Source organism: Cupriavidus sp. C3SS-1 (assembly GCF_057073755.1).
In genome coordinates, this window is record NZ_CP172699.1 from 2,773,187 (window position 1) to 2,799,439 (window position 26,253).

25 protein-coding genes are annotated in these 26,253 nt (G+C 66.1%); 10 read left to right on the forward strand and 15 right to left on the reverse strand.

What is annotated here, in order from left to right; all coding sequences use genetic code 11:
• Positions 1-111: 111 nt before the first annotated feature.
• Positions 112-543, forward strand: coding sequence for a ferric iron uptake transcriptional regulator (gene fur, locus ACIGJC_RS12880; protein ID WP_483709247.1), 432 nt, complete (start codon positions 112-114; stop codon positions 541-543).
• 93 nt (positions 544-636) lie between these two features.
• Here fur and ACIGJC_RS12885 read toward each other — a convergent pair whose 3' ends face one another.
• The 3 genes from ACIGJC_RS12885 to tkt form a co-directional block, all read right to left on the reverse strand.
• Positions 637-1,623: a LysR family transcriptional regulator gene (locus ACIGJC_RS12885; RefSeq protein WP_483709249.1), complete on the reverse strand. Its 987-nt coding sequence runs from the start codon at positions 1,621-1,623 to the stop codon at positions 637-639.
• 295 nt (positions 1,624-1,918) lie between these two features.
• The gene (gene gap, locus ACIGJC_RS12890; RefSeq protein ID WP_211957310.1) at positions 1,919-2,917 is read right to left on the reverse strand and encodes a type I glyceraldehyde-3-phosphate dehydrogenase; all 999 of its coding nucleotides are present in this window, start codon (positions 2,915-2,917) and stop codon (positions 1,919-1,921) included.
• A gap of 60 nt (positions 2,918-2,977) precedes the next feature.
• Positions 2,978-5,011, reverse strand: coding sequence for a transketolase (gene tkt / locus ACIGJC_RS12895; protein ID WP_483709251.1), 2,034 nt, complete (start codon positions 5,009-5,011; stop codon positions 2,978-2,980).
• Positions 5,012-5,271: 260 nt separating this feature from the next.
• On the opposite strand from tkt, the gene ACIGJC_RS12900 reads away from it, so the two are divergent.
• Genes ACIGJC_RS12900 through ACIGJC_RS12910 form a run of 3 tightly spaced genes read left to right on the forward strand, consistent with a single transcriptional unit; the run spans position 5,272 to position 7,105 of the window.
• Positions 5,272-5,703, forward strand: a complete 432-nt coding sequence (locus ACIGJC_RS12900) for a VOC family protein (RefSeq protein WP_483709253.1) — start codon at positions 5,272-5,274, stop codon at positions 5,701-5,703.
• A complete protein-coding gene (locus tag ACIGJC_RS12905; RefSeq protein ID WP_483709254.1) occupies positions 5,703-6,452 on the forward strand; it encodes a 16S rRNA (uracil(1498)-N(3))-methyltransferase in 750 nt (249 codons plus the stop codon). Before ACIGJC_RS12900 ends, ACIGJC_RS12905 begins: the two co-directional genes overlap by 1 nt.
• 38 nt (positions 6,453-6,490) lie before the next feature.
• Positions 6,491-7,105, forward strand: a complete 615-nt coding sequence (locus tag ACIGJC_RS12910; RefSeq protein WP_483709256.1) for a YidB family protein — start codon at positions 6,491-6,493, stop codon at positions 7,103-7,105.
• A 116-nt stretch (positions 7,106-7,221) separates the two neighbouring features.
• Here the strand turns inward: ACIGJC_RS12910 and ACIGJC_RS12915 are convergent, their stop codons facing one another.
• The 3 genes from ACIGJC_RS12915 to ACIGJC_RS12925 all read right to left on the reverse strand — a co-directional run bounded on the left by ACIGJC_RS12915 (position 7,222) and on the right by ACIGJC_RS12925 (position 10,889).
• Positions 7,222-7,833, reverse strand: coding sequence for a barstar family protein (locus tag ACIGJC_RS12915; protein ID WP_483709257.1), 612 nt, complete (start codon positions 7,831-7,833; stop codon positions 7,222-7,224).
• Positions 7,830-8,198, reverse strand: a complete 369-nt coding sequence (locus ACIGJC_RS12920; RefSeq protein ID WP_483711535.1) for a guanyl-specific ribonuclease — start codon at positions 8,196-8,198, stop codon at positions 7,830-7,832. Before ACIGJC_RS12920 ends, ACIGJC_RS12915 begins: the two co-directional genes overlap by 4 nt.
• Positions 8,199-8,564: 366 nt before the next feature.
• Positions 8,565-10,889 (reverse strand): NADP-dependent malic enzyme, encoded by a 2,325-nt coding sequence (locus ACIGJC_RS12925; RefSeq protein ID WP_483709258.1) that lies wholly within the window; start codon positions 10,887-10,889, stop codon positions 8,565-8,567.
• A 311-nt stretch (positions 10,890-11,200) separates the two neighbouring features.
• Here ACIGJC_RS12925 and thiL point away from each other — a divergent pair, with 311 nt between their 5' ends.
• The 3 genes from thiL (at position 11,201) to ACIGJC_RS12940 (ending at position 13,436) form a co-directional block, all read left to right on the forward strand.
• Complete coding sequence (gene thiL, locus ACIGJC_RS12930) at positions 11,201-12,181, forward strand: thiamine-phosphate kinase (RefSeq protein WP_483709259.1); 981 nt, start codon at positions 11,201-11,203, stop codon at positions 12,179-12,181.
• 123 nt (positions 12,182-12,304) lie between these two features.
• On the forward strand, positions 12,305-12,871 hold the full coding sequence (locus ACIGJC_RS12935; protein ID WP_483709260.1) for a phosphatidylglycerophosphatase A family protein: 567 nt from the start codon (positions 12,305-12,307) through the stop codon (positions 12,869-12,871).
• A gap of 67 nt (positions 12,872-12,938) precedes the next feature.
• A complete protein-coding gene (locus ACIGJC_RS12940) occupies positions 12,939-13,436 on the forward strand; it encodes a CinA family protein (RefSeq protein WP_483709261.1) in 498 nt (165 codons plus the stop codon).
• Positions 13,437-13,509: 73 nt separating this feature from the next.
• Here ACIGJC_RS12940 and pyrF read toward each other — a convergent pair whose 3' ends face one another.
• The gene (gene pyrF / locus ACIGJC_RS12945; RefSeq protein WP_483709262.1) at positions 13,510-14,328 is read right to left on the reverse strand and encodes an orotidine-5'-phosphate decarboxylase; all 819 of its coding nucleotides are present in this window, start codon (positions 14,326-14,328) and stop codon (positions 13,510-13,512) included.
• A 200-nt stretch (positions 14,329-14,528) separates the two neighbouring features.
• Between pyrF and ACIGJC_RS12950 the strand changes: the two genes are divergently transcribed.
• The gene (locus tag ACIGJC_RS12950) at positions 14,529-15,443 is read left to right on the forward strand and encodes a DMT family transporter (RefSeq protein ID WP_483709263.1); all 915 of its coding nucleotides are present in this window, start codon (positions 14,529-14,531) and stop codon (positions 15,441-15,443) included.
• A gap of 484 nt (positions 15,444-15,927) precedes the next feature.
• Positions 15,928-16,890, forward strand: a complete 963-nt coding sequence (gene corA / locus ACIGJC_RS12955) for a magnesium/cobalt transporter CorA (protein WP_483709264.1) — start codon at positions 15,928-15,930, stop codon at positions 16,888-16,890.
• Positions 16,891-16,913: 23 nt separating this feature from the next.
• Here corA and mtgA read toward each other — a convergent pair whose 3' ends face one another.
• The 8 genes from mtgA to mpl form a co-directional block, all read right to left on the reverse strand.
• A complete protein-coding gene (gene mtgA, locus ACIGJC_RS12960) occupies positions 16,914-17,615 on the reverse strand; it encodes a monofunctional biosynthetic peptidoglycan transglycosylase (protein ID WP_483711536.1) in 702 nt (233 codons plus the stop codon).
• A 67-nt stretch (positions 17,616-17,682) separates the two neighbouring features.
• The gene (gene aroE / locus ACIGJC_RS12965; RefSeq protein ID WP_483709265.1) at positions 17,683-18,567 is read right to left on the reverse strand and encodes a shikimate dehydrogenase; all 885 of its coding nucleotides are present in this window, start codon (positions 18,565-18,567) and stop codon (positions 17,683-17,685) included.
• On the reverse strand, positions 18,567-19,436 hold the full coding sequence (locus ACIGJC_RS12970; RefSeq protein ID WP_483711537.1) for an energy transducer TonB: 870 nt from the start codon (positions 19,434-19,436) through the stop codon (positions 18,567-18,569). Before ACIGJC_RS12970 ends, aroE begins: the two co-directional genes overlap by 1 nt.
• A 193-nt stretch (positions 19,437-19,629) precedes the next feature.
• Positions 19,630-21,744, reverse strand: coding sequence for a ribonuclease catalytic domain-containing protein (locus ACIGJC_RS12975; RefSeq protein ID WP_483709267.1), 2,115 nt, complete (start codon positions 21,742-21,744; stop codon positions 19,630-19,632).
• 190 nt (positions 21,745-21,934) lie between these two features.
• Positions 21,935-22,675, reverse strand: a complete 741-nt coding sequence (gene fabG / locus ACIGJC_RS12980; RefSeq protein ID WP_483709268.1) for a 3-oxoacyl-ACP reductase FabG — start codon at positions 22,673-22,675, stop codon at positions 21,935-21,937.
• Between the two features lie 37 nt (positions 22,676-22,712).
• Positions 22,713-23,318 carry a chorismate--pyruvate lyase family protein gene (locus tag ACIGJC_RS12985; RefSeq protein ID WP_483709269.1) on the reverse strand — a complete coding sequence of 202 codons (606 nt, stop codon included), beginning with the start codon at positions 23,316-23,318 and terminating at the stop codon, positions 22,713-22,715.
• A complete protein-coding gene (locus ACIGJC_RS12990; protein WP_483709270.1) occupies positions 23,315-23,923 on the reverse strand; it encodes a YqiA/YcfP family alpha/beta fold hydrolase in 609 nt (202 codons plus the stop codon). The genes ACIGJC_RS12985 and ACIGJC_RS12990 overlap by 4 nt, the downstream gene beginning before the upstream one ends.
• 10 nt (positions 23,924-23,933) lie before the next feature.
• Entirely contained in the window at positions 23,934-25,322 is a 1,389-nt protein-coding gene (gene mpl, locus ACIGJC_RS12995) for a UDP-N-acetylmuramate:L-alanyl-gamma-D-glutamyl-meso-diaminopimelate ligase (RefSeq protein ID WP_483709272.1), read from the reverse strand.
• A gap of 172 nt (positions 25,323-25,494) precedes the next feature.
• Between mpl and ACIGJC_RS13000 the strand changes: the two genes are divergently transcribed.
• Entirely contained in the window at positions 25,495-26,178 is a 684-nt protein-coding gene (locus ACIGJC_RS13000; protein WP_483709273.1) for a UDP-N-acetylmuramate--alanine ligase, read from the forward strand.
• The last annotated feature ends 75 nt before the right edge of the window (positions 26,179-26,253 follow it).

Below are 26,253 nucleotides of genomic sequence, written 5' to 3' on the forward strand. Positions count from 1 at the left end.
GGCATCCGGCGGGCTGAAGCCGCCTTCGCTGGCCTTGGCACCGGGCGACTTTTGTCGCCAAAACCCTTATGATTCAACTATCCAGACATTGTACTCTAGGGAGTCATGCCCATGCCGAGTCCGGCGGAGCTCAAGAATATCGGCCTGAAGGCGACCGTGCCCAGGCTGAAGATCCTTGAGATTTTTCAGACCAGTGAACAGCGCCATCTGAGCGCTGAAGACGTCTACCGAATCCTGCTCAACGAGCATATGGATATCGGCCTGGCGACCGTTTACCGCGTGCTCACGCAGTTCGAGCAAGCGGGCCTGCTTTCGCGCAACAACTTCGAATCCGGCAAGGCCATCTTCGAACTCAACGAAGGCAAGCACCACGACCACCTGGTGTGTCTCGATTGCGGCCGTGTCGAAGAGTTCTTCGATGGCGAGATCGAGCAACGCCAGCAAAGCATTGCGCGCGAGCGCGGCTTTGCCCTGCAGGAACATGCGTTGTCGCTGTATGGCAATTGCACCAAGATTGATTGTCCCCACAGACCAAAACGATAAGCCGTGCGTCGCCGTGTGCGGCGGATCCGAGCAAGAAAAAAAAAAACCGGCGCCCAGGCGCCGGTTTTTCATGGGTCCGCCGTGCGGCACCGGTCAGGGCGCTTCGACGTCCTGTTCGGTCACCACGCGTAGCGGCTTGGCCGCGGGCACCCCCACGAATTCACCGACCACCTGGCGGAACAGGCCGCGCGCCCAGACCAGCATCGGGTGCGTGTTGCGGCTGCGGTGCCAGAACATATTCAGGCCTACCGTGGTGTTCAGCTCGGCTGGCAGCGGGAACGCCTTGAGACCATAGGTTTCGCAAGCCATGTCCTTGGTCAGGGCATTGACCGTGAAAATCATGTCCGTCTGCGCGGCGAGTTCGGCTTGCGCCCGCCACGAGTGCACGGTCAGCGTGGCATTGCGCTTCAGTCCGCGCTGCTGCAGTGCGTAGTCCAGCGGAATCAGCGACGGCGCAGGCCGCCCGGCGCCACCCGAGTGCGCCATGAAGATATGGCCGCAATCGAGATACTGCTCCAGCGTGCACTGGCCTTTCAGCAGGGGATGGTTCTTGCGCGCGCAGACCCACAGGCTCAGGGACGTGACCATTTCCTCGACGATTTCCGGGTGCCGCGTCGGGAACGGTGAAAACGCCAGGTCGAGCTCGTTGGCGCGCATCGACGCCACGTCGCTTTCCCAGGAATGCGATTCGACCAGCTTGATATGCAACTCGGGCGCCAGCTGCTTGATGCGCAGTACGAAGCGATTGAACACCGTATCGCCGAGTTCGGCGGCGAAACCGATGCTCAGGGTGCCCGTCGCGATCGCCGGGTCGAAATTGTCGGCGTCGCCTTCGTTGATCGACGACCACAGGTCTAGCATGTCGCGGATCTTGGGGCCCAGTTCCAGCGCGCGCGGCGTCGGCGTCAGACCGTGCGGCACGCGGATAAAGAGAGGATCGTCGAAGATCTCGCGCAGCCGGCCCAGCGAATGCGATACGGCCGGGGCCGTCATGTGCATTTTCTCCGCGACATAGGTCGCGTTCCGCTTGCTCAGCAGTTCGGTGAAAATCACAAGAAGCTTGGTGTCCACGTTCACCATGATCAGGCCCTGTTCCGATTTATTCTCATCAAAGATGGCCCCGCGACTTGCACTGGCTGCACATCAGATATCAACGGCTCGTTATCAGTGTAAGTGGAAAAAACGGCAGCGGAAAGCAGATTCGGCATTTCGCTCCTGACAATGGTCGGCGTTTTCCCGCCAGTATGAGCAAATTTCGCCTACTTTCATGAAACTCCAGCCGTGCCCGGCGGGCCCGCCGCGCAGCCGCTGTCGGCAGCGGCGCGCTCAAAACAAAAAAACGCGCCCGAAGGCGCGTTTTTAACGACAAGCGGGCTTACTTGGCCACCACGCGCGCCATTTCCAGGCACTTGTTCGAATAGCCCCACTCGTTGTCGTACCAGCTCACGACCTTGATGAAGGTGCCGTCCAGTGCGATGCCGGCTTCAGCGTCGAAGATCGAGGTGCGAGCATCGCCGCGGAAGTCCGTGGCAACGACCTTGTCTTCGGTGTAGCCCAGCACGCCCTTCAGCGCGCCCTGGCTCTGGGCCTTCATTTCGGCACAGATTTCTTCGTACGACGCCGACTTTTCCAGTTCGACGGTCAGGTCGACCACGGACACGTCCGAGGTCGGCACGCGGAACGACATGCCGGTCAGCTTCTTGTTCAGCTGCGGGATCACCACGCCAACGGCCTTGGCGGCGCCGGTCGACGACGGGATGATATTTTCCAGAATGCCGCGGCCGCCGCGCCAGTCCTTGTTGGACGGGCCGTCAACGGTCTTCTGCGTGGCGGTGGCAGCATGCACGGTGGTCATCAGGCCGCGCTTGATGCCCCACTTGTCATTCAGCACCTTGGCTACCGGAGCCAGGCAGTTGGTAGTGCAGCTGGCGTTCGAGATGATCGCTTCGCCCTTGTACGTCTCGTGGTTCACGCCGTACACGAACATCGGGGTGTCGTCCTTGGACGGGGCCGACATGATCACCTTCTTGGCGCCCGCGTCGATGTGCTTCTGCGCGCCTTCCTTGGTCAGGAAGATGCCGGTCGACTCGATCACCACGTCGGCGCCGACTTCGCCCCACTTCAGTTCGGACGGGTCCTTGACGGCCGTCAGGCGGATCTTCTTGCCGTTGACGACCAGCGTGTTGCCGTCGACCGACACTTCACCGTCGAAACGGCCATGCACCGAGTCGTACTTCAGCATGTACGCCAGGTAGTCGGGTTCGAGCAGGTCGTTGATGGCAACGACTTCGATGTCCTTGAAGTTGGCGGCGGCGGCGCGGAACACCATGCGCCCGATGCGGCCGAAGCCGTTGATGCCGATCTTGATGGTCATGTATATCTCCTGAGATGCCTGATGCTAGAAAACTGGGGCGTCGGGTTGTCCGCCGGAAAGTTATTGCAACGTGTCCTTGACGGTCCGGACCACGTTGTCGACGGTGAAGCCAAAGTGCTTGAACAGCACGCCCGCCGGAGCCGATTCGCCGAAGGTGTCGATGCCCACAACAGCCTGGACCTGATATTTCCACCAGAAATCCGTCACACCGGCTTCCACGGCCACGCGCGGCACGCCCGCGGGCAGCACGCTGGCCTTGTAGGCGGCGTCCTGCTTGTCGAACACGCTCGTCGACGGGATCGACACCACGCGCACATGCACGCCTTCGATCGCCAGCTGGTCAGCGGCACCGACAGCCAGGCCGACTTCCGAGCCGGTGGCGAGGATGGCCGCGTCAGGGCGGCCGGTCTTCGGGTTGGTACCGTCGCGCAGCACATAGCCGCCGCGGGCGATATTGGCGCGAGTGGCACCGTCACGCTGCTGGAACGGCAGGTTCTGGCGGCTGAAGATCAGGCAGCTCGGGCCGTTTTCGCGGCGCACGGCCTGGGCCCAGGCCACCGCGGTCTCGGTGGTGTCGGCGGTACGCCACACGTCCAGGTTCGGGATCAGGCGCAGGCTGGCGACGTGCTCGATCGACTGGTGCGTCGGGCCGTCCTCGCCCAGGCCGATGGAATCGTGCGTGAACACAAAGAGCGAGCGGATCTTCATCAGCGCCGCCATGCGCAGCGCGTTGCGGCTGTAGTCCGAGAACGTCAGGAACGTGGCGCCGTAGGGGATATAGCCGCCATGCAGCGCGATGCCGTTCATGATGGCGCTCATGCCGAACTCGCGCACGCCATAGTTGATGTGGTTGCCCCAGGCATCGACGCGCACCGGTTGGCTGCCCGACCAGTTGGTCAGGTTCGAGCCGGTCAGGTCGGCCGAGCCGCCGAGGAACTCGGGCAGCACCGGGCCGAAGGCCTCGATGGTGTTCTGGCTGGCCTTGCGAGTGGCGATGGTCTCGGCCTTTTCCTCGCACTTGGCGATGAAGGCGTCGACGGCGGCGTCGAAGGATCCCGGCAGTTCGCCGCGCATGCGGCGCTGGAATTCACCGGCTTCGTACGGGTGGCGGTCAGCGTAGCCTTCGAACAGCGCGGTCCAGGCCTTTTCCAGGGCCTGGCCGGTGGCCTTGGCGTCCCAGGCGTCGTAGACGTCGGCCGGCACTTCGAACGGGGCATGGGCCCAGCCCAGCGCCTCGCGCGTGGCCAGCACTTCGGCGCCGCCCAGAGGCGCGCCGTGCACATCGTGGCCACCTTCCTTGTTCGGCGCGCCCTTGCCGATCTTGGTGCGGCAGCAGATCAGGGTCGGCTTGTCGCTCGCCTTGGCCTGCGCGATGGCGAGGTCGACGGCGGTCACGTCATGGCCGTCGATGCCACGGATGACATTCCAGCCGTAGGCTTCGAAGCGCTTCGGGGTGTCGTCGTTGAACCAGTGCACCACGTCGCCGTCGATCGAGATGCCGTTGTCGTCCCACATCGCGATGAGCTTGTTCAGCTTCAGCGTGCCGGCCAGCGAGCAGGCCTCGTGGCTGATGCCTTCCATCAGGCAGCCATCGCCCAGGAACACGTAGGTGTGGTGGTTGACGATGTCGAAGCCCGGGCGGTTGAACTCCTCGCCCAGCAGGCGTTCGGCCAGCGCCATGCCAACCGCGTTGGTGATGCCCTGGCCCAGCGGGCCGGTGGTGGTTTCGACGCCGGGGGTAATGCCGTATTCGGGGTGGCCCGCGGTCTTGCTGTGGAGCTGGCGGAAGTTCTTCAGCTCTTCGATCGGCAGGTCATAGCCGGTCAGGTGCAGCAGCGCGTAGATCAGCATCGAGCCGTGGCCGTTGGACAGCACGAAGCGGTCACGGTCGGCCCAGTGCGGGTTGGCCGGGTTGTGCTTCAGGTGCCGGCCCCACAGCGCCACGGCGATATCGGCCATGCCCATCGGCGCGCCCGGGTGGCCGGAATTGGCTTGCTGGACCGCGTCCATGGCAAGCACGCGAATGGCGTCGGCCATCAGCTTGGCAGGCTGGGAAGCGAAAGGACTTGTGGCAGGATGAGCGAGGGCGGACATGCGGGCGTAATGGCGCTGGGCCTGGCGGCAGGAAAACAGCAATTTTAACAGATACCGGGGGCAAATCCGGCCGTAGCGGCGGGAGCAGCCAGGTCGGGCGCGGGGCGGTAATCGGACAGGTACGGCGGCGCCCGCATATTGCCGTTGGTGCACTTTTTCCGTCGGGGTACGGACTTCGACAGCGCTCTCCGGCACGCGTAAGATGCACGCTCGCACCGCGTGCCGTTTGGCAGCGCTAGGTTTCCCGACAGGAGACGATCATGACGAGACCGGCCAACACCCCGAGGCTCACCCCTTACCTGACCGTCAGCAACGCACGCGCAGCCCTGGACTTCTACCAGCGCGCCTTCGGCTTCGCGGCGGCCAACGTGGTCGATGAAAACGGCGTGCCCACCCACGTCGAAATGCACTACCACGGCGAACTCATCGTGATGTTCGCGCCCGAGGGCGCCTGGGGCAGCACGGCACGCACGCCGCGCTCGCTCGGCGTGGAGTGCCCGCAGACCTTTTACGTCTATTGCGATGACGTCGACGCCATGCACGCGCAAGCCGTCGCCGCCGGCGCTGTCAGCCTGATGGAGCCGGCCGACCAGTTCTGGGGCGACCGCTACTGCATGGTGGAAGACCAGGACGGTTACCGCTGGGGCTTCGCCAAACCCGCAGCCGCCAACCAGGAAGGCAAGACAAGCTGATGCCACCCCGTTTCTTTGTCGGCAGCGCCGAGGCGGCGCTTGCCGCCGGTACCGATTTCGAGCTGCCCGAAGCCGTCGTCCGCCACGTCCAGGTGCTGCGCCTGGAGACCGGCGACGCCATGACCCTCTTCGACGGGCGTGGGGGCAGCCATGCCGCCACCCTGACCGAACTGGGCAAGCGCCACGCGCTCGCGCGCGTCGGCGATCACGACACGACTGAAGCCGAGCCGCCGTTCCGCGTCACGCTGGCGCAAGGATTGGCCGGCGGCGACAAGATGGACTGGCTGATCGAGAAGGCCGTCGAGCTTGGCGTAGCGGCGATCCAGCCGTTGCAGGCCGCGCGCTCGGTCGTGCGGCTGAGCGGCGAGCGCGCGCAGAAGCGGCAGGCGCACTGGCAGGCCCTGGTCGAAGCCGCCTGCGAGCAATGCGGACGCAATCGCTTGCCGGCAGTCGCGCCGGTGGCTAACTTGGATACTTGGCTGCGCGCGCCGGGCGAAAGCGCGCGATTGCTGGTGTCGCCGCGCGCGGTTCAGTCGCTTCCCGCCTACGCCGCGGCAAACCGGGAAACGCTGCTGGCCGGCGGCGCCACGCTGCTGATCGGACCGGAAGGCGGCCTGGCGCCGGAAGAAGAAGAGGCGGCGCTGCATGCCGGCTTCACCGCCGTGTCACTCGGCCCGCGCATCCTGCGGACCGAAACCGCCGGGCTGGCTTGCCTGGCCACGCTGAACGCCTTGCTTGGCGGATTTTGATGGCGGCGCACGCCGTCCTTCTTGAAGAGGAGTCGACCATGGGATTACTCGATAGCGTGCTGGGCGGAGTGCTCGGGCAACTCGGCGGCGCTCGCCAGGGCGAGGGCGAAGGCCAAAGCGCTGGCGGCCTGAACCCGAAGCTGATGATGGCGCTCGGGCTGCTGGCCATGATGGCGATGCGGCACAAGGGGGGCGGCGCAACGGAAGGCACGGCGCAGCCGGGGCAGGATGACGGGCTTGGCGGACTGGGAAGCCTCGGCGGCTTGCTGGGCGGGCTGGCCGGCGGCGCTGGTGGCGGCGCCAGCGGCGGCCTGGATCTCGGCTCGCTGCTCGGTGGGCTGCTCGGCGGCCAGGGCGGCGCGCCGGCCAACAGCCAGGCGCTCGGCGCCGCGAGCGGTGGCATCGGTGCATTGCGCGATGTGCTCGCGCAGTCTGGCCTCGGCGAACAGGTCGATTCTTGGATTGGCGCGGGCAGCAACCAGCCCGTGACGCCATCAGCTTTGAGCAATGCGCTAGGCGACACTGGCGTGCTCGAATCGCTGGCCAACTCGACCGGCATGTCGCAGGACGACGTGGCGGCTCAGCTCAGCGAAGGCCTGCCCGAACTGATCGACCGGCTGACCCCGCACGGGCACTTGCCGTCGCAATCCTGAACGCTCCGCGGCCAGGTCCGTAAAAAAAGCCAAAGCCCGCGATCGTCGGTGACGATCGCGGGCTTTGTTTCTTCACGTCCGACGGGAGCCTTCGGCCCCGCGCGGCGAACCGCTAATCAGGCAAACGAATAGAACACGCGGAACTGAACCTTGCGCTCGCCCCAGAACTCGGCCGCATCGCGGAACACGTCCAGCAGGACCTCGCGCGCTTCCTTATCGAACTTCTGCGCGATCGGCAGGCCTTCCAGCACGATCACGAAGCCCGGCTGCTGGCCGGCCTTGTGGATCATGTCGGTCAGGCAATCGGCCAGCGCGTCGAAGTTCTTGCCGAAATGCTTGGGGAACGTGAACGAAGTCGCGATGGTTTCCAGGATCTCCGCCTTGCTCGCACAATGGGCGCAGTTCGCATACAGGAAATGCTGGCCGAGCTCGGCGGCCGCCTGGGCGAGGTCAGGTACGCGGAAAGCGCGGATCGACTGGACAATGTTCGGGCGCACCGACTTGAACAGGTTCATGGCTCCCTCGGCCCCGTCGGCCCAGCTCGCGATGGCCGGCACGGCGGCCGGAGCGGCGGGCGGAAGTTTGTGCGTGAGCTCTTGGCGCGGCATCATCAGCACGTTGTCGTAAAGGTTCTGGGCCTGCTGCTGCGCCCGCTGCCAGCCATCTCCGGCGCCGCGCTCCTCGCGGGCGGCAAGGGCGTCGCCCAATCCGAAAATGTCAGTCATCATTTGGTTATCCGTTTGAAGCTGTTGTAGTGGTCTTCTGTGTAATAGCAGTCGTTCGCCGCGCGCTGGTCGCCACCGCAAACGATCCGCTTTGCTCCCCGGTTCCGGCTGCTCTGGCTCTTGACCGTATATTCACGGTAATAGCCGCGTTGTTGTTGAGGGAGGATACGTTCGTAGTTGCCGAAGCGCGAGCCGTCCTTCTCATAGGGATACGGCCCGCCGGCCTCAATGCGCTCCAGCGTCTGCCGTGCTTCATTGGGCAATTGCTGCACGGCAATGGTTCCCGGGAGCCCTTCGGCCTGCTGCCTTGCCAGTGACGGCTGAATACATGCCAGCGCCAGGACCACGCCCGACAGGGCGCTCGCCAGCGCGCGCCGGCCGCGCAACGGCCAAGTTTGCCGCTGCTGAATCAGGGGAATCTGGGAACCCACGTTGGTCTGTCTTGGTTGAACCGGAAATCGAGCCTGCCGCCTGCTGGGTAGACAAGTTGTCCGGGCCACCCTGGCCGGCTTGCTAGCCGCCGACCTCACCGGAGCGCTCGTGGCGAGCGCCTGCATCAAAGGCGTAAGGGTACGCGCATGCAGGAAATTAATCAATCCCGGCCCTCCGCCAGCGCAAAATCCTCAATTGTTTCAATGTGTTAATAGGATGTGTGCGCATACTAACAGGAAAATCCAAGGCGCAAAAAAAGCCGGGCATGCCCGGCTTTTTCGCCCCGCTGAGCCGGATTCGGCTTAGCGCTTGGCGGCGGAGTCGACCACCACCAGCGACGTCATGTTGACGATGCGGCGCACTGTCGCCGACGGCGTCAGGATGTGCACCGGCGCCTTCACGCCCAGCAGGATCGGGCCGATCGCGACGTTGTTGCCCGCCGCAACCTTCAGCAGGTTGTAGGAGATATTGGCCGCGTCGATGTTCGGGCAGACCAGCAGGTTGGCTTCGCCCTTGAGCGAGCCGTCCGGCACGAGGCTGTCGCGCAGCCTCTGGTCCAACGCGCTGTCGCCATGCATCTCGCCATCGATCTCGAGTTCCGGCGCACGTTCGCGCAGGATGGCCAGCGTATCGCGCATCTTGCGCGCCGACGGCGCTTCGGACGAGCCGAAATTCGAGTGCGACAGCAGCGCCACCTTGGGTTCGATACCAAAGCGCTTGAGCTCTTCCGCGGCCATCAGGGTGATCTCGGCCAGTTCGTCGGCAGTCGGGTCGACGTTCACGTGCGTATCGACCAGGAAGATCTGGCGGCCCGGCAGCACGAGGCCGTTCATGGCTGCGTAGACCTTGTTGGTGCCGCCAAGCACCTGGTCGATGTAGCGCAGATGCGCGGCGGTGTTGCTGACGGTGCCGCAGATCATGCCATCGGCTTCGCCCTTCTTGACCAGCATCGCGCCGATCAGCGTGGTGCGGCGACGCAGTTCGAGCTTGGCATATTGCGGCGTGACACCTTCGCGCGCCATCGTCCGATAGTAGGTATCGGAATAGTCGCGGAAACGGTCGTCGTGCTCGGGGTTGACCACGGTGAAGTCCACGCCCGGGCGCAGACGCAGGCCGAAACGCTCGATGCGGTGCTGCAGCACTGCCGGGCGGCCGATCAGGATCGGGTTGGCCAGCTTTTCATCGACGATCACCTGCACGGCGCGCAGCACGCGCTCTTCCTCGCCCTCGGCGAAGACGATGCGCTTCTTCGCCATCTCGACCTTGCGGGCGGCGGCGTAGATCGGCTTCATCAGCGTGCCCGAGTGGTACACGAACTGCTGCAGCTGCAGGCGGTAGGCGTCCATGTCCTCGATCGGACGCGAGGCCACGCCGGACTTCATGGCGGCTTCCGCCACTGCCGGGGCCACCCACACGATCAGGCGCGGGTCGAACGGCTTCGGGATCAGGTATTCCGGACCGAACGAGAGGTCCTGGATACCGTAGGCCGAGGCGACGATATCGCTCTGCTCCTGGCGCGCCAGTTCGGCAATCGCGTTGGCAGCGGCGATTTCCATCTCGCGCGTGATGGTGGTCGCACCGCAATCCAGCGCACCGCGGAAGATGAACGGGAAGCACAGGACGTTGTTGACCTGGTTCGGGTAGTCGGTACGGCCGGTCGCCATGATGGCGTCCGGGCGAACTTCCTTGACCAGTTCCGGTGCAATTTCGGGGTTCGGGTTCGCCAGCGCCAGCACCAGCGGCTTGTCGGCCATGCGCTGGACCATGTCCTGCTTGAGCACACCAGCGGCGGACAGGCCCAGGAAGATGTCGGCGCCGTCGATCACCTCGCCAAGCTTGCGCTTGTCGGTCCTCTGGCAGAAGCGTGCCTTTTCCGGGTCCATCAGCTCGGTACGGCCTTCATAGACCACGCCGGCCAGGTCGGTCACCCAGATATTCTCGATGGGCAGGCCCAGGTCCACCAGCAGGTCCAGGCAGGCCAGCGCCGCTGCGCCCGCGCCCGAGGCCACCAGCTTGACCTTCTTGATGTCCTTGCCTACCACCGTCAGGCCGTTGATGACGGCCGCGGCGACCACGATGGCGGTGCCGTGCTGGTCATCGTGGAAGACGGGGATCTTCATCTTGTCGCGCAGCGTGCGCTCCACGTAGAAGCACTCCGGCGCCTTGATGTCTTCCAGGTTGATGCCGCCGAAGGTCGGTTCCAGCGCAGCAATGACCTGCACCAGCTTTTCGGGGTCTTTTTCGTCGATTTCGATGTCGAAGACGTCGATGCCGGCAAATTTCTTGAACAGGCCGGCCTTGCCTTCCATCACCGGCTTGGACGCCGCGGCGCCAATATCGCCCAGGCCCAGCACGGCGGTGCCGTTGGTGATCACGGCCACCAGGTTGCCGCGCGCGGTGTAGCGGAACGAATTCGCCGGATCGGCGACGATTTCCTCGCAGGCAGCCGCGACGCCTGGCGAATAGGCCAGGGCCAGGTCGCGCTGGTTGGACAGCGGCTTGGTCGGCGTAACGGAGATCTTCCCTGGCGTCGGAAACTCGTGGTACTCGAGCGCCGCTTTGCGCAGCGCCTCACGCTGCTGCTGTTTCAGATCGTCTTGGGACGGGGACTGCTGAGGGCTGGTCATCGGCGCATATTCCAATCGGTGGAGCCGTCATTTGACGTGGCTTCGGGATGATGGCGGACCGGCTCCACGTGCCCGCCCATCTCTTCCTCTGGACCCTGCATTTTACATTGTGAAATATTATTTCACAATAAGCATTTTGCGAGGACCAGGATTGTGATTCGGTACAATATGCCCCAAGCCGCAGGCCTTGAACAGCAAGCAACAGTCACTGCTGCCGCCCGCTGCGGTATCTTGCCGAGCCCCCTGGCAGGCAGCATCCTTGTCCCGATCCGCCTTTTTTGCGCCAGCGCCGGCCTGGCCCGCTTAATCCAATGTCCACGATCCGCCGCGCGCAGCTCTCCGAGTTCGACCTGATCCGCCGCTTCTTCACCCGGCCGGTGCGCAAAGCCGTGCTCGGCGTGGGCGACGACTGCGCGCTGATTGACCCGCGGCCCGGCCATCATCTCGCAATCAGTACCGACATGCTGGTCAGTGGCCGGCATTTCTTTGCCGATGTGCCGCCCCGGGCGCTCGGGCACAAGGCGCTGGCGGTCAACCTCTCCGACCTGGCAGCCATGGGCGCCGAGCCGCGCGCGTTCACGCTGGCACTGGCACTGCCCGAGGCCGATCCCGCCTGGCTGGAGGAACTGGCTGCAGGCATGCTGGCACTGGCGGACGCCCACGGATGCGAGCTTGTCGGCGGCGACACGACACGCGGGCCGCTTACGCTCAGCCTGACCGTATTCGGCGATGTGCCGCCGCGCGCCGCGCTGCGGCGCGACGCCGCGCGTCCCGGCGACGATATCTGGGTTTCCGGCACGCTCGGCGATGCCCGCCTTGCCCTCGGCGATTGCCGTGGCGAGTGGCTGCTCCCCGAACCCGACTTCAGCCGCGTGCGCCCGCGCATGGAAACCCCCTCCCCGCGAATCGCGCTAGGCCTGGCGCTCCGCGGCGTGGCGCATGCCGCACTCGATATTTCAGATGGGCTGATCGGCGACCTCGGGCACATCCTGGCGCGCTCGCAGGTCGGCGCACTGCTTGATGCCGATGCGCTGCCGCGCTCGGAAGTGCTGGCCAGCCAGCCCGAAGCGCTGCAGCGCGAATGCGTGCTGGCCGGGGGCGACGACTACGAACTGTGCTTCACCGCGCCCATCGGCAACCGCGAGGCCATCGCCGCGATCGCGGAGCGCCTGGAACTGCCACTGACCCGGGTCGGCGCGATCACGCCCGAGCCAGGATTACGACTGGTCGACCGCCATGGCAGCCCGGTGACCTATGCCGGCGCCAGCTTCGACCACTTCGCCTCGTCCTGACAGCGGCATACGACCGTGTCATGATGCCGGCATCGTGAGCGCCGGCAAACCGGGGAGGGAACCCGGGAAACTGGCACGCAAGGCGCCGCGGACATAAAACATAAGCACACGAGCCAAATCCTGATGTCGACCTCCCCTCCCGCGGCCGCGCCGCGCGACCCCGCCATGCCCCTCGAAGCCGGGCAAACCGCCAAGGTGACCCGGCCCACGGCCCGCTTCATGCTGGCGCATCCGGCGCGCCTGATCGCCCTCGGCTTCGGCTCCGGCCTGTCGCCGGTCAGCCCCGGTACCGTGGGCACGCTCTACGGATGGCTCTCCTTTGCCGTCATCTCGCTGTGGATCGAGCCGACCACCTGGCTGTGGATCATCGGCGCCGGCTTTCTGATCGGGCTGTGGGCCTGTGCACGCACCGCGCGCGACATGGGCGTGCACGACCACGGCAGCATGGTCTGGGACGAGATCATCGCGTTCTGGCTGGTGCTGACGTTCGTCATGCCCACGGGCCTCTGGGGCCAGTTCGCCGCCTTCCTGTGGTTCCGGCTGTTCGATATCGCCAAGCCAGCGCCGATCGCCTATTACGACCGCTCGCTCAAGGGCCCAGGGCTGCGCGGCGCGTTCGGCGTGATGTTCGACGACATCTTCGCGGCGTTCTACACCTTGCTGGTGTTCGCGTTGTGGCGCTCGTTCTGACATCCTTGCCACGCTTGCACGACGGTTCACCCGCCAAGCCCCTTCCATTGCCAGGCAACTTTCACCTATGTCCATCAGCCGCTTGCTCGATCAACTTGCCATCCAGGCTGGCGTAGCCCTCGCCGAAAGATCGCTGACGCTGGCCACGGCCGAATCCTGCACCGGCGGGCTGGTGGCCGCGGCCATCACCGATGTCTCCGGCTCGTCAGGATGGTTCGAGCGCGGCTTTGTCACGTACTCGAACGAGGCCAAGAGCACGATGATCGGCGTGCCCGCCAAGCTGATCCGCGACCACGGCGCCGTCAGCGAGGAAGTCGCCAGGGCGATGGCCGAGGGCGCGCTGCTCAACAGCCGCGCACAAGTATCGCTGTCGATCACGGGCGTGGCCGGACCCAATGGCGGCACCGCCGACAAGCCGGTCGGCATGGTCTGCTTCGGCTGGAGCAACCGCATTACCACGCGCACCGAGACCCAGCGCTTCAAGGGCGACCGCGCGCAGATCCGCCGCCAGGCGGCGGAGCACGCCATGCGCGGCCTGCTCGACCTGGTGCGCAACGAAGCCTGAAACGACAAAGGCCGCGCCCGTTGGGGCGCGGCCTTTTCAGTTGTCGCGACGTTTTGCGCCTGCCCGGCGCGGTTTAGCCGTGGCGATAGCGATTGATGACATCCCGCGTCTGCATCGCCACATTGCGCGCCGCGGTCGCGAAGTCCTTTTCGCGACTGGCATAGAGGATGGCGCGCGACGAATTGATCATCATGCCGGTGCCATCCGCCGTGCGGCCGGCCTTGACGGTGGCCTCGATATCGCCGCCCTGCGCGCCAATGCCCGGGATCAGCAACGGCATATCGCCGACGATCTGGCGCACGCGCGCGATCTCGTTCGGGAACGTTGCGCCGACCACCAGGCCCATTTGCCCCGTGGTGTTCCAGCGCTCCCTGGCCGCCTCGGCCACCAGCTGATAAAGCGGCTTACCATCCACCTGAAGGAACTGCACATCCGATCCGCCCGGGTTCGACGTCCGGCACAGCACGATCACGCCGCGGTCTGGATAGGCCAGGTACGGCTGCATCGAGTCGAAGCCCATGTAGGGGCTGACGGTCACCGCATCGGCCTTGTAGCGTTCGAACGCTTCGCTGGCATAGTGCTCGGCGGTCGAGCCGATGTCGCCGCGCTTGGCGTCCAGGATCACCGGGATGCCCGGATGGGCGTCATGGATATAGTGGATCAGCTGCTCGAGCTGGTCTTCGGCGCGCTGCGAATGGAAGTAGGCGATCTGCGGCTTGAATGCGCAGACCAGGTCGGCGGTGGCGTCGACGATCTCGCGGCAGAAGGAAAAGATGGCGCCGCCCGCCCCGGTCAGGGACAGCGGCAGCTTCTGCGGATCGGGATCGAGTCCGACGCAGAGGAGGGAATCGTTGCGCTGCCAGGCGGCAGACAGCTGCTCGATAAAGGTCATGGGCTACTCGATATCCTGTTGGCTCCGGCGCCGCCTGCACGGGGCGGGCGACCGGTCGCTGCGGGCTGGGGCGCTGGGACGGATAGGCCCCTCCTGTACGCAGCATATGTCGTTTCCGGCAATTTTACCCGCTGCATGCTATCGTTTCGCGCTCAAAGTCAAAACAAAGAGCGGCGTGACACGCAGCCGCCATTCACGACATGTCTCTCGATCGCCGCGGCCTCATCCTGCTGGTCATCCTGACCATTGCCTGGGGCGTGAACTGGCCCATCATGAAAATCGGCGTGGCGCATTTCCCCGCCATGGGCTTCCGGCTGCTCTGCATGGCCGGCGGCGTGGTAGCGCTGGGCCTGGCGCTGCGCGTGCGCGGTGAATCGCTGCGCGTGCCGCGCGCGCAATGGGCCACCATCGTCAAGCTGGCCATCCCGAACATGGTGTTCTGGCACTTGCTGGCGATCTGCGCGGTCAAGATGCTGTCGTCCGGACGCGCCGCGATCCTCGGCTACACCATGCCGATTTGGGCCGTGGTGTGGGGGCTGGTCCTGTACCGTGACCGCATCGGCGCGTCGGCCTGGGTCGGCATCGGCTGCGCGCTGGCCGGCACCGTCCTGCTGCTGTCCGGCGAGATCCGCGCGCTGACCGGCAGCCCGGCCGGCACCTTGCTGATGCTCGCGGCGGCAGCCGGCTGGGGCTTCGGCACGCAGCTCATGAAGCGCACGCAAATCGACATCCCGATCGGCACGCTCACGTTCTGGATGCTGACGGTCACCCTGCCCTTCCTGGCCGCGGGCACGCTGTTGCTGGAGACCGGCTGGCGCATGCCGAATGCTGCCGAATGGGGTGCCATCGCCTACAACGCCGTGGTGGTATTCGCCTACTGCCACCTGGTCTGGTTCGCGCTGGCGCGCAACCTGCCGCCGGTGGTATCGAGCCTGTCGGTCATGTTCATTCCCGTGGTCGGCGTGTTTTCAGGCATGTGGATGCTCGGCGAGCAGCCGCACTGGCAGGACTACACGGCGATTGCGCTGATGTTCGCGGCACTATCGTCGGTGATGCTGGTGCCACTGTTGCGGCGACGCCTGCAGGCGGGCGCCGCGCGTGGAGATTTCACTTAACAAGCCCCCCCGCGTTGGGCTACACTCGCGGCCATCACAATCCCGGAGAAACTACGTGGGCAGTAGCATCGGGTGTTCGAGTTGCCGCGATAACGCAGTTGATGCCGTTAACGCAGCTTCGTCGGATGCCATGTCACTGCGGGCTGCGTAGACGAACCGCCGGAGCCGCCACGCGCTCCCGCCTCGTCGCATCGCCCGCAGAATCCATGCGGGCGAGTGTTTTTCCGTATCGCCGACGGCCACCGAAGCGCGTGCCGTGCCATTGCGGATCTTCCCTCTCCCGGCTTGCCAGCCACCCCAGGCAAACGCCATCGCCTTGCGCCCGCCGGCCTGATGCCGTCCGCGCAGCGCGATCACGCTTGCCCGTGATTCCGCACTGAACCGGTCCGGACCACCTGGGATGCGGCGAGCCTGCCTGCGCTTGTCTTCGCGCTTGTCATTGTTTTTTCGTCGCAATCAGCATTAGCAATAAGGAATTCCGGGGATGATCAACCTGTTCGTCCTGCAAAAAGGCCGGCTTGCCCAGGAGCAGGTCGACGAGCGCAGCGAGCTGCTTCAGCACAAGCCGATCTGGATCGACGTCGTCAGCCCCGACGACGAGGAACTTGCCTGGATCAAGGAAACCTACGGCGTAGCCCTGCCGGAACTGGAAGACCTGGGCGACCTGGAAGCGTCCGCGCGTTATTTCGAAGGCGAGGACGAGAACATCCATATCCGCACCGACTTCCTGCTCGATGAGGAAGAGGCGTCGCGCAACGTGCGCGTGGCTTTCGTGCTCACGCGTGACGTGCTGTTCTCCATCCATGACGAAGACCTGCCGGTGTTCCGCCTGGTGCGGCTGCGCGCGCGCATGCGCCCGGGCTCGGTGCGCAACGCCAAGGACGTGCTGATGGACCTGTACGCGACGGACGCGGAATACTCGGCCGACTCGATCGAGGAAGTCTACGAACGCCTGGAAGAAGCGAGCCGCCGCGTACTGGCCGAGAACGTGACCGACGCTGCCGCCGCCGACGTGCTGGAAACCATCGCGCGCGAGGAAGACCTGAACGGCCGCATCCGCCGCAACGTCATGGACACGCGCCGCGCGGTGTCGTTCCTGATGCGCAGCCAATTGCTGTCAGCCGAGCAGCAGGACGAGGCGCGCCAGATCCTGCGCGATATCGACTCGATCGAGAACCACACCGCCTTCCTGTTCGACAAGATCAACTTCCTGATGGACGCGACCGTCGGTTTCATCAACATCAACCAGAACAAGATCATCAAGCTGTTCTCGGTGGTGTCGGTGGCGCTGATGCCGCCCACGCTGATCGCGAGCATCTACGGCATGAACTTCAAGTTCATGCCGGAACTGGACTGGGCCGCGGGGTATCCGTGGGCGATCGCGCTGATGGCGGTGTCGGCGGCGATTCCGCTGGTGTATTTCCGCAGGAAGGGATGGCTTGGCTGAGAAGCCGCGTTACGCGACCGGATTCAATCCGGCAGCGTCGCGGCCCCCATCCGCCGCGCAATAATCCCCGCCTTCACCTTGAAGTTGACGCGCACGTTCGCGCAGTACTGCTTCTTGTCGAAGCATTTCGGCGCCGGCAGCGCTGCCGCCAGGCGCGCGGCCTGGCCCACGCCGAGCTTGCCCGCGCTGGTGCGGAAATAGTGCTGGGCCGCGGCCTCGGCACCGAATACGCCCTCGCCCCACTCGACGGAATTCAGGTAGATCTCAAAGATGCGCTGCTTGTCCAGCCAGAACTCGAGCATCCACGTGATGGCCAGTTCCTGGCCCTTGCGCAGGTAATGCTGCTCGGGCGACAGGAACAGGTTCTTGGCGAGCTGCTGCGTGATGGTCGAGCCGCCGCGCACGACGCGGCCGCGCTTCTTGTTGCGCTCCCAGGCGTCCAGCATGGCGTCGATCTCGTAGCCGGGATGGTTGACGAAGTCCGCATCCTCGCTGGCGATGACCGCGCGCTTGAGATTGCGCGAGATCTGGTCGTACGGCACCCAGCGGCGGTCAATCTCGCAGTTCCAGAGCTTGAAGCCGCACAGGCGCCAGCGCTCGGCGCGCATGAATGACGTGGACGAAGGCGCCACGTATTGCCAGGCCGCGATCTGCAGGAAAAAGTAGGCCTGCATCGCCAGGATGCCGGCCGCTACGCAGGCGATCAGGTAGCCAACCCAGCGCATCGGGGCGAATGCCGTGCCGGCGGCGCGCACGGTGCGCTGTCGGGTGGCCACGGGCGCAGGCGTTGGTTCAGCCCTTGCGCTCGGCCTGCAGCGCGGCGCGCAGGTCGGCCAGCACGGGCGCGGTGCGCGGACGTACGCCGCGCCAGATGTAGAAGGCCTCGGCGGCCTGCTCGACCAGCATGCCCAGCCCGTCGGCCGTGCGCGCGCCGCATTGCGCGGCATGGCGCAGGAACACGGTCGGCTCGGCGCCGTACATCATGTCGTAGGCCAGCACGCCTTGGCCAAGCAGGAAATCCGGCACCGGCGGCAGTTCGCCATGCAGGCTGCTGGACGACGCATTGATGACCACGTCGCAGGCCTCGTCCTCGGACAAGTGCTCCAGCGCATCGAGACCGCCACCCCACAGCTCCACGCCGAAGGAATCGGCGGCTTCCACGAACTCTTCCAGCATGTCGCTCGCGCGCGAAGCCGTGCGGTTGGCCACCACGATGCGCGACGGCCGGCATTCGAGCAGCGGCAGCACTGCGCCCATTGCCGCGCCGCCCGCGCCGAGCAACAGCACGCGCCTGCCTTCCAGCAGCGTGTCGAGGTTGTCCTGGATGTCGCGCACCAGGCCAATGCCATCGGTGTTGTCGCCGTGGATCAGCCCGTCCTCGATCCACATCGTGTTGACCGCGCCCGCGGCTTCCGCACGCTCCGTCAGGCGATCGGCCAGGTCATAGGCCTGCAGCTTGAACGGCACGGTCACGTTGAAGCCGTGGCCGCCGCCGGCCAGGAACGCGCGCACGGTCTCGGCGAACGCGTCGAGCGGTGCTTCCAGCCGGCTGTACTCGACGGCCTCGCCGGTCTGCTGCGCAAACGCGGCGTGGATGAATGGGGAGCGGCTGTGCGCAACCGGGTTGCCGACCACGACGTAGCGGTCGGCCAGCTGGGAGGATTCAGTGGATGTCATCAGCGGGCCTGCAAGCGGGTTTCCAGACCGCTGCGCGAGAACTTGAATGTGGAAATGACTTCGAGGATGTCCTGGCGTGCCGCCATCTCGGCCGTGAACGGGCCGAACGGCGCGGCAGCGCGGACGATGGCAACGGCCTGGCGGTCCAGCGCCGGATCGCCCGAGCTCTTGACCACGTCGATGGCGTCGACGTTGTAGCCGTCGCGGTTGTAGCCAAGCTTGCCCAGGCGGTTCACGTTGATCACCAGGATCAGCTGGCCATAGAGCGGCTTGCCGTTGCGCTGCGGGAAATCGCTGGTGCCGCGCGCCTCGATCCGGTGGCGCAGGCGGTCATAGTACTGCGCGTAGTCGACTTCGCGCGCGCTGGTGGCGGTGAGCTGGTAGCGCTTGGGCCGCTTGGCATACTGCTCGAGGTTGCGGCCGATTTCGGCCTCCAGCTTGGCCATCTCGTCCGTGGAGGTACGCTCGTCCTGGCCGCGCAACGGCGTGTCCTGGCGCTGCTCGCCCGGCTTGAGCGGCTGGCTGCGCACCGACGGGGCGGCTTCGCGCGTCTGCGTCATCAGGCGCTGCTGTTCCTGCTCGAGCTGCTCGACGCGGCGCTGCACCTGGCGCACCAGGTCGCCGTCCTGCGACACGGTCTGCGCCGGCAGCGGCGTGGTGGCGCGCTGCTGGTCGTGGTCGCCGCCGCCATCGAGGTTGGCCTGCGCCAGCACGGTCGGGTTGCGCGGCTTCTGCGCGGACTTGGAATTGACCAGCACCACGTCCAGCGCCGCGTCCGTGCGCTTGATCTCGAACACCTCGGGCGCCGCGATCCGTACCATCAGCAGCACCAGGTGCACGACTACCGAGATGGCCAGCGCCTTGACCAGCGTATTGCTGGCGTGCCACCAGTGGCGGGGATCGACGAGAGCGGCGTTCACGATGGAGAGCTGGCTGGACAATGGCTTGGGGGAAATCGCTTGGAATAGCCGCCAGGGCAGCATGAAGCCACGCGCCCCCGGCCCGGTGGCGGCACCGGGTCAGAAGGGCATTGTATGTGAGCCGCCAGCTTTTCCGAAGGGATCAGCCCTGGCCGGGCGAAATGGTGTCGCGCGCGGCAGACGCCGCGTCGCCACTGCCCTCTCCGGCCGGCTCGCCGGCTTCGCCCGCGGCAGGCTCGGCGCCTTCCGCGGACTGCTCGGCCGCGTTTTCGGCCGCCATCTCGGCTGCGGCTTCCGCCGAGACTTCAGCGGCTTCCTCGTCGCTTTCAAGTTCTTCCTCGGGCAACGCGCCTTCCCCGGCAAACACTTCAAGCACCCGGCACGACACATCGAGCGAAATCTCGTCGATAGCGCCAATCTCCAGCAGCACCTGCGTGCCGCGCTGCGCTTGCATCAGTTCCGGCACACGCGTGACCAGCGGGATCTCCATGAAGCGCACCGCGCCTTCCTTGAGCGTGCTGGCCATCATGCGCTCGCGTTTTTCCTGCTGCAGCCAGCGCAGGCACCAGTAGCGCTCCATGGTGGACTGGTGGTCGGCATAAGCCGCATAGGTGCCTTCGAAATCCGCCACCGCGGCCAGCAGGTCGGCGTCCTTCGGCTTGAACGGCGCCACCAGCTTGGCCGTGATGCCATGCTGCGCCACCGCCAGGATCTGCCACTGGTTGACCAGGTCGACATAGCGGCGCAGCGGCGAAGTACTCCATGCGTATTGCGCCACGCCCAGGCCTTCGTGCGGCGCCGGGTAGGTCTGCATGCGGGTGCGGTGCATGCCCCAGGCCTTCTGCGTCCGGTAGATACCCGGCACGCCGTTGTCCGCCAGCAGCTTGCCCCACGTGCTGTTGGCCAGGATCATCAGCTCGGCCACGATCTTGTCCAGCGGCGAGCCGCGCTTGCGCTGCTCGATGCGCACGCGCTGGCTGCCATCGGCCTGGTCGTCGAGGTAGAAGTTGAAGTCCGCGCGGCTGTGCGATTCGGGCCGCAGGCCGCTGGCCAGGCGGGCTTTCTGCCGCTCGTCGTGCAGTGCGCCGGCAAAGTGCCACAGCCGCGTGAGTTCGGCGCGGAACGGATAGTCGCCGGTGCCGTCGGCCAGCGACGCCTCGGTGATAACGTCATCGAGCAGGTTGTGGCGCAAGTTGGCCGCGATCATGACCATCTCGGCGCGCGTCTCGCTGCCAACCACTTGCCAGAACTGTGTCTCGACCGTCACGTAGAGCGACAGCGCGGGACACTGGCGGCCCTCCTGCAGCGTGTAGCGCTCGACCACGGCGTCGGGCAGCATGGTGATCTTGTCGCCCGGGAAGTAGACCGTGGACAGCCGATGGCGCGCGATCACGTCGAGCGGCTCGCCGCGGCGGATGCCCAGCGCGGGCGCGGCAATATGGATACCCACGCGCAGGTTGCCGTCCGGCAGCTCGGTGACCGACAGCGCGTCGTCGATCTCGGTGGTGGTCACGTCGTCGATCGAGAACGCCTGCACGTCGGCCACGGGCAGGTCGGCCTGCGGCTCGGGTACGTCGATGTCCGGGAAGCCCGTGCCCTTCGGGAAGCATTCGGCGAGGAACTTGGCCTCGTGCAGCGCGCGCGCGCTGGCCACGCCGCCGGCGCTCACCATCAGGCGCATCGGCGTCATGCCGAGCGCCGTGCAGGCGGCATCCATCGCCTTGTATTCGAGGCTGTTCTTGTCCGGCTTGAACAGAAGTTGCAGCACCTTGTTGCGGAACGGTTCCGGCAGCGTCAGCGCCTTGAGCTGGTCTTCGTATTCGGTCTGCAGCAGTGCCTGCTGCTTCTTGCGCTCGACTGCGGCCAGGGCGGCCTTCAGCTGGTCTTCCGGCGCGCGCTGGTAACGCCCGCGGCCCTTGCGGCGGAAATACACCGGATTGGCATGCAGGGCCATGGCCAGCGCCGCCTGCTGCACGGGGCCGGCATCCGCGCCGTAGTATTCGACGGCCAGCTCGGGAAAGCCGAACTCGGCTTCGGGCGCGCATTCCCACAGGAAGTCGAGGTCGATCTCGGCGGTCATCTCGCCGGTCTGGCGCACCAGTTCGATCGCCGACGGCTGCGCAAACTGCAGCAGCACGTCGCGGGACTTGACCTTGGTGCGCTTGCCGGCCGGCAATTCGACCTGGTAGGCCTCGCCCTGCTGGGTCAGCACGGTGCCGGCGCGAATCTCGCCGCCTTCTTCGAACAGCAACTGCATCGATCGGTACTTTCAGAAATGCCGGGAACCCTGCCGCTCAGGCGGCAAAGACACGGGTTCCGGGGAGATAAGTGTGAGCGCCCTTGACGGGCGGGCTGGCCGCAAGTGCCAAAGTCAGAATGATACCGCACTGGTTCCCGCTGCCCGCCGGCGAACAGGCCGGCGGGCACGGCGGGGACGTCCGGTGACGTCAGAGCGACATGCCGCCGCTGGTCTCGATAGCGACGCCGTTGATGTAGCTGGCGTCGTCGCTGGCGAGGAAGGCGTACACGCTGGCGATCTCCGACGGCTCGGCCAGGCGGCGCATCCAGCAGGATTCCTTCATGCCGTCGAGCACCTTCTCCGGCACGGTCTGCAGGATCTCGGTGTTGACGAAGCCCGGGCACACGGCGTTCACGCGCACGCCCTTGGGGCCGAGTTCGCGCGCCCAGGTCTTGGTAAAGCCGATCACGCCGAACTTGCTGGCCGCGTAATTGGTCTGGCCGAAGTTGCCGTACAGGCCGACCACGCTCGACGCGTTGAGGATCACGCCCTTGCCCTGCTCGGTCATCACGCCGGCCACGGCCTGCGCGCAGTTGAACACACCCTTCAGGTTGACGTCGATCACGGCATCGAACTGCACCTCGGTCATCTTTGCCAGGCGAGCATCCTTGGTGATGCCGGCATTGTTGACGAGCACGTCGATGCGCTCATGCGCGGCCAGCACGGCGGCGACCATGGCGTCGACCTCGTCACGGCGCGTCACGTCAACGCGGAAAGCCTTGGCGACGGCGCCGTTGGCGGCCAGCTTCTCGGCGGCCTCGCGCACACGCGCTTCCTGGACGTCGCACAGGATGACAATGGCGCCTTCCGCGGCAAAGCGCTCGGCCGTGGCAAACCCGATACCGGCAGCTGCGCCGGTGATGATGGCAACGCGACCCTGCAATTTCATGATGTCTTCTCTTCTGTAATTCTGGGTAGTGTGTAAGTCAGTCGGGGCTCCGGTCTGATGGGCTACGTTGCCGGGGTCCCCGTGAAGGCCGTGCCAGCAGGTCAGGCAAGAAGACCTCTGTCACGAGCATGATGCCGGCGCCGCGCCGGAATACGGAACGGCGCGCCGGCAGCATTGGTACCGGCCCCATGGCCGGCAGGATCCGCTGCAGCGCCTGGCGCAGCGGGTGGTGCGGCAGCAGCCGCGCGAATTCGAACGGATCGCGCCGCACGGCCGGATCCACGAACAGGCGGCCGCCCAGCGGGCGCTCGCCGAGCCCGCGCAGGAATGGCCAGTCACGGCGCGCGTGGCGCTCGCGCACGACGGTGTGCGCGTAGATGGCCGGCTGCTCGTCGCAGATCAGCAGCACTTCGCGCGTCAGCGCCGGTTCACGGCCGCATTGACCGAGCGCCTGCCATTCGTCCAGATAAGGCCGCGCCGAAGCCTGCCGCAGGCGGCGCACGCGAAAGCGTTCGGAGGCGGCCATCAGCCGCGCGGTCAGCGAACCTTCGCCCGTGACCCAATGCCGCAGGTTCGGCGGGATCTCCGGGTCGAAGGGCAGGTGGCGGGTCCAGCCGCAGCGGCGCGCGAACTGCGCGCTCATGCCGCGCGGCCCGGCACTACGCCGCCGGGCCCGTAGCCGCAAAAGGCCAGCACGTCGTCGACGTAGTTGGCGAATTCGCCGATGCCGTGGTCACTGCCCGAGAGGATGCGGATATGCGCGCCCGCGCAAGCCGCGACCATCTCGCGGTAATCGAGGACTTCATCGCCCGTGGCGGCGATCAGGTAATAGCGTTCGGGCCGAGTAATGGTGTCCACGCGCAGGTCGATCAGTTCCTGCATATGGCGCGGCTCGACCGTGACGGAGCCACCGCCGTGCCACAGCGGCTGTTCGCCGATGTATTGCTGCAGGTCGGTCCACGGGTGGATGGCCGGGTTCAGCAGCACCGTGCGGCAGCCGTGGCGCTCGCCGAGCCAGCGTGCGTAGAAGCCGCCGAGCGAGGAACCGACGATTGCGATTTCCTGGTCGCCACCCGCGCGCGCCGCGCTGATGGCGGCTTCGGCCTGGGCGATCGCCTGGGCGGGGGAGACATTGAGCAACGGGCAGGCGTAGTAGCGCCCCACGCCCCACTCGCGCATGCGCTCCTGCACCAGCCGCGCCTTGAACGACTGCGGCGAGGAGCGGAATCCGTGCAGGTACAGCAGCATGTCCGCGTCCTCAGCCGGCGGCGCCCTGGCCGAGCGCGTCCAGCAGCTTCTGGTGCACGCCGCCGAAGCCGCCGTTGCTCATGACCAGCACCTGGTCGCCTGGGCGCGCCGCGGCACGCACGGCCTCGACCAATGCGCCGAGATCGTGGAAAGCCGCGGCCTTCTTGCCCAGCGGTGCCAGTGCGCCGGCCAGGTCCCAGCCGAGCGCGTCCTTGCCGCCCGGAGCGCCATAGCCGAACACCAGGTCGGCCTGTTCGAGGCTGGCCGGCAGCTGCGCCTTCATCACGCCGAGCTTCATGGTGTTGGAGCGCGGCTCCAGCACGGCCAGGATGCGCGCGCCACCGACGCGGCGGCGCAGGCCTTCCAGCGTGGTCTGGATCGCGGTGGGATGATGGGCGAAGTCGTCATAGACCGTCACGCCGCCCGCCACGCCGCGCACTTCCATGCGGCGCTTCACGTTGGCGAAGCGGCCCAGCGATTCGATGGCCTGCGCGGGCGGCACGCCGACATGGCGCGCGGCGGCAATCGCGGCCAGCGCGTTCATGCGGTTGTGCGTGCCCTGCAGGTCCCAGGTCACGCGGCCCTGCACGGTCTCGCCGAACCAGACGTCGAATGCGTCCTTGCCGCCGTTGCCGCCTGCATCGCCTGCGTCGCTCTGGCGCCAGTCACCGACGCCGAACTGCTCGACCTCGCTCCAGCAGCCGCGTTCAAGCACGCGGGCCAGGCTGGGTTCGATGCCATTGACCACCAGCCTGCCCTGCCCCGGCACCGTGCGCACCAGGTGGTGGAACTGCGTTTCGATCGCGTCGAGATCCGGGAAGATGTCGGCGTGATCGTATTCCAGGTTATTCAGGATGGCCGTGCGCGGACGGTAGTGGACGAACTTGCTGCGCTTGTCGAAGAAGGCGGTGTCGTACTCGTCCGCCTCGATCACGAAGAAATCCGACTCCGTCACGCGCGCCGAGATGCCGAAGTTCTGCGGCACGCCGCCGACGAGGAAGCCGGGGTTGTAGCCGGCATCTTCGAGGATCCACGCAAGCATCGACGTGGTGGTGGTCTTGCCATGCGTGCCCGCCACGGCGAGCACCCACTTGCCTGCCAGCACGTGCTCGCCCAGCCAGTGCGGGCCCGAGACGTAAGGCAGGTTGCGGTTGAGGATGGCTTCCATCAGCGGATTGCCGCGCGACACCACGTTGCCGATCACGAACAGGTCCGGCTCGAGCGCGAGCTGGGCGGGATCGAAGCCTTCGATCAGCTCGATACCCTGGGCCTCGAGCTGCGTGCTCATCGGCGGATAGACATTGGCGTCGCAGCCGGTGACACGATGTCCCGCCTGCTTGGCGAGGACCGCCAGGCCGCCCATGAAAGTGCCGCAGATGCCAAGGATATGAATATGCATGGGGTTCCCGGAAAGACTTGGGACCGGCCGGGCCGGTCGGCATGCCGGCGCGGGTCCAGCGGACCATGCCGGGCAGGAAGGCCCCGATTGTACCCGAGCGCTTGCGCGCTTCGCTGCACTGCGGCAGCGCTGCGCGCAGCGGCTGCGCGCCCCGCTCCGGTATCATCGGGACATGTCCCGACACGCCCTTTCCGACCCCGCCCGCCTGCGCGAGGAGATCGCCCAGGCCGCGGCACGCATGATTGCCGAAGACGGCGCCGACTACGCCACCGCGAAGCGCAAGGCCGCGCGCCAGTTGCTCGGCGACCAGCGCGTGGCCGGCGAATGGCTGCCCGATAACGACATGATCGAGGCCGAAGTCCGCGCCTATCAGGCACTTTTCCACGGCGACACGCAACCGCGCATCCTGGCGCTGCTGCGCCGGGTGGCCATCCTCGCGATGGAGGACCTCGCCGGCTTCCGGCCATACCTGGTGGGCGCCGTACTCAACGGCACCGCTACCGAGCATTCGGATATCTATCTGCAGTGCTTCTGCGACAGCCCCAAGGACGCCACCTTGCACCTGCTCAACGCGGGCGTCGACTTCGAGACCAGCGAATCGCGCCATTTCGCCGGCCGCGGCGACGTGGAGACCCTGAGCTTCCTGTGGAAAGGCCAGTGGCCCGACCGCCGCGAAGCGCGCCTGCTGGCCGGCGAGGTACGCGCCGAACTGGGCGCGCCGGTCGGAATCCATATTGCTCTGTATGATGCCGACGACGAGCGCGGCGCCGCGCGCACCGATGCAAGCGGCCGTGCGGCCAGGGCCGACCTGCAAGCCGTGCGCGCGCTGCCTGGGAACGCCGACACGTCGAACTGAAGCGCACCCGACCGGTCAGAAGTTCACCATTTGCCGGTATCGGCGCCAATACCGCCGTTGCTTACTGAAGACAAC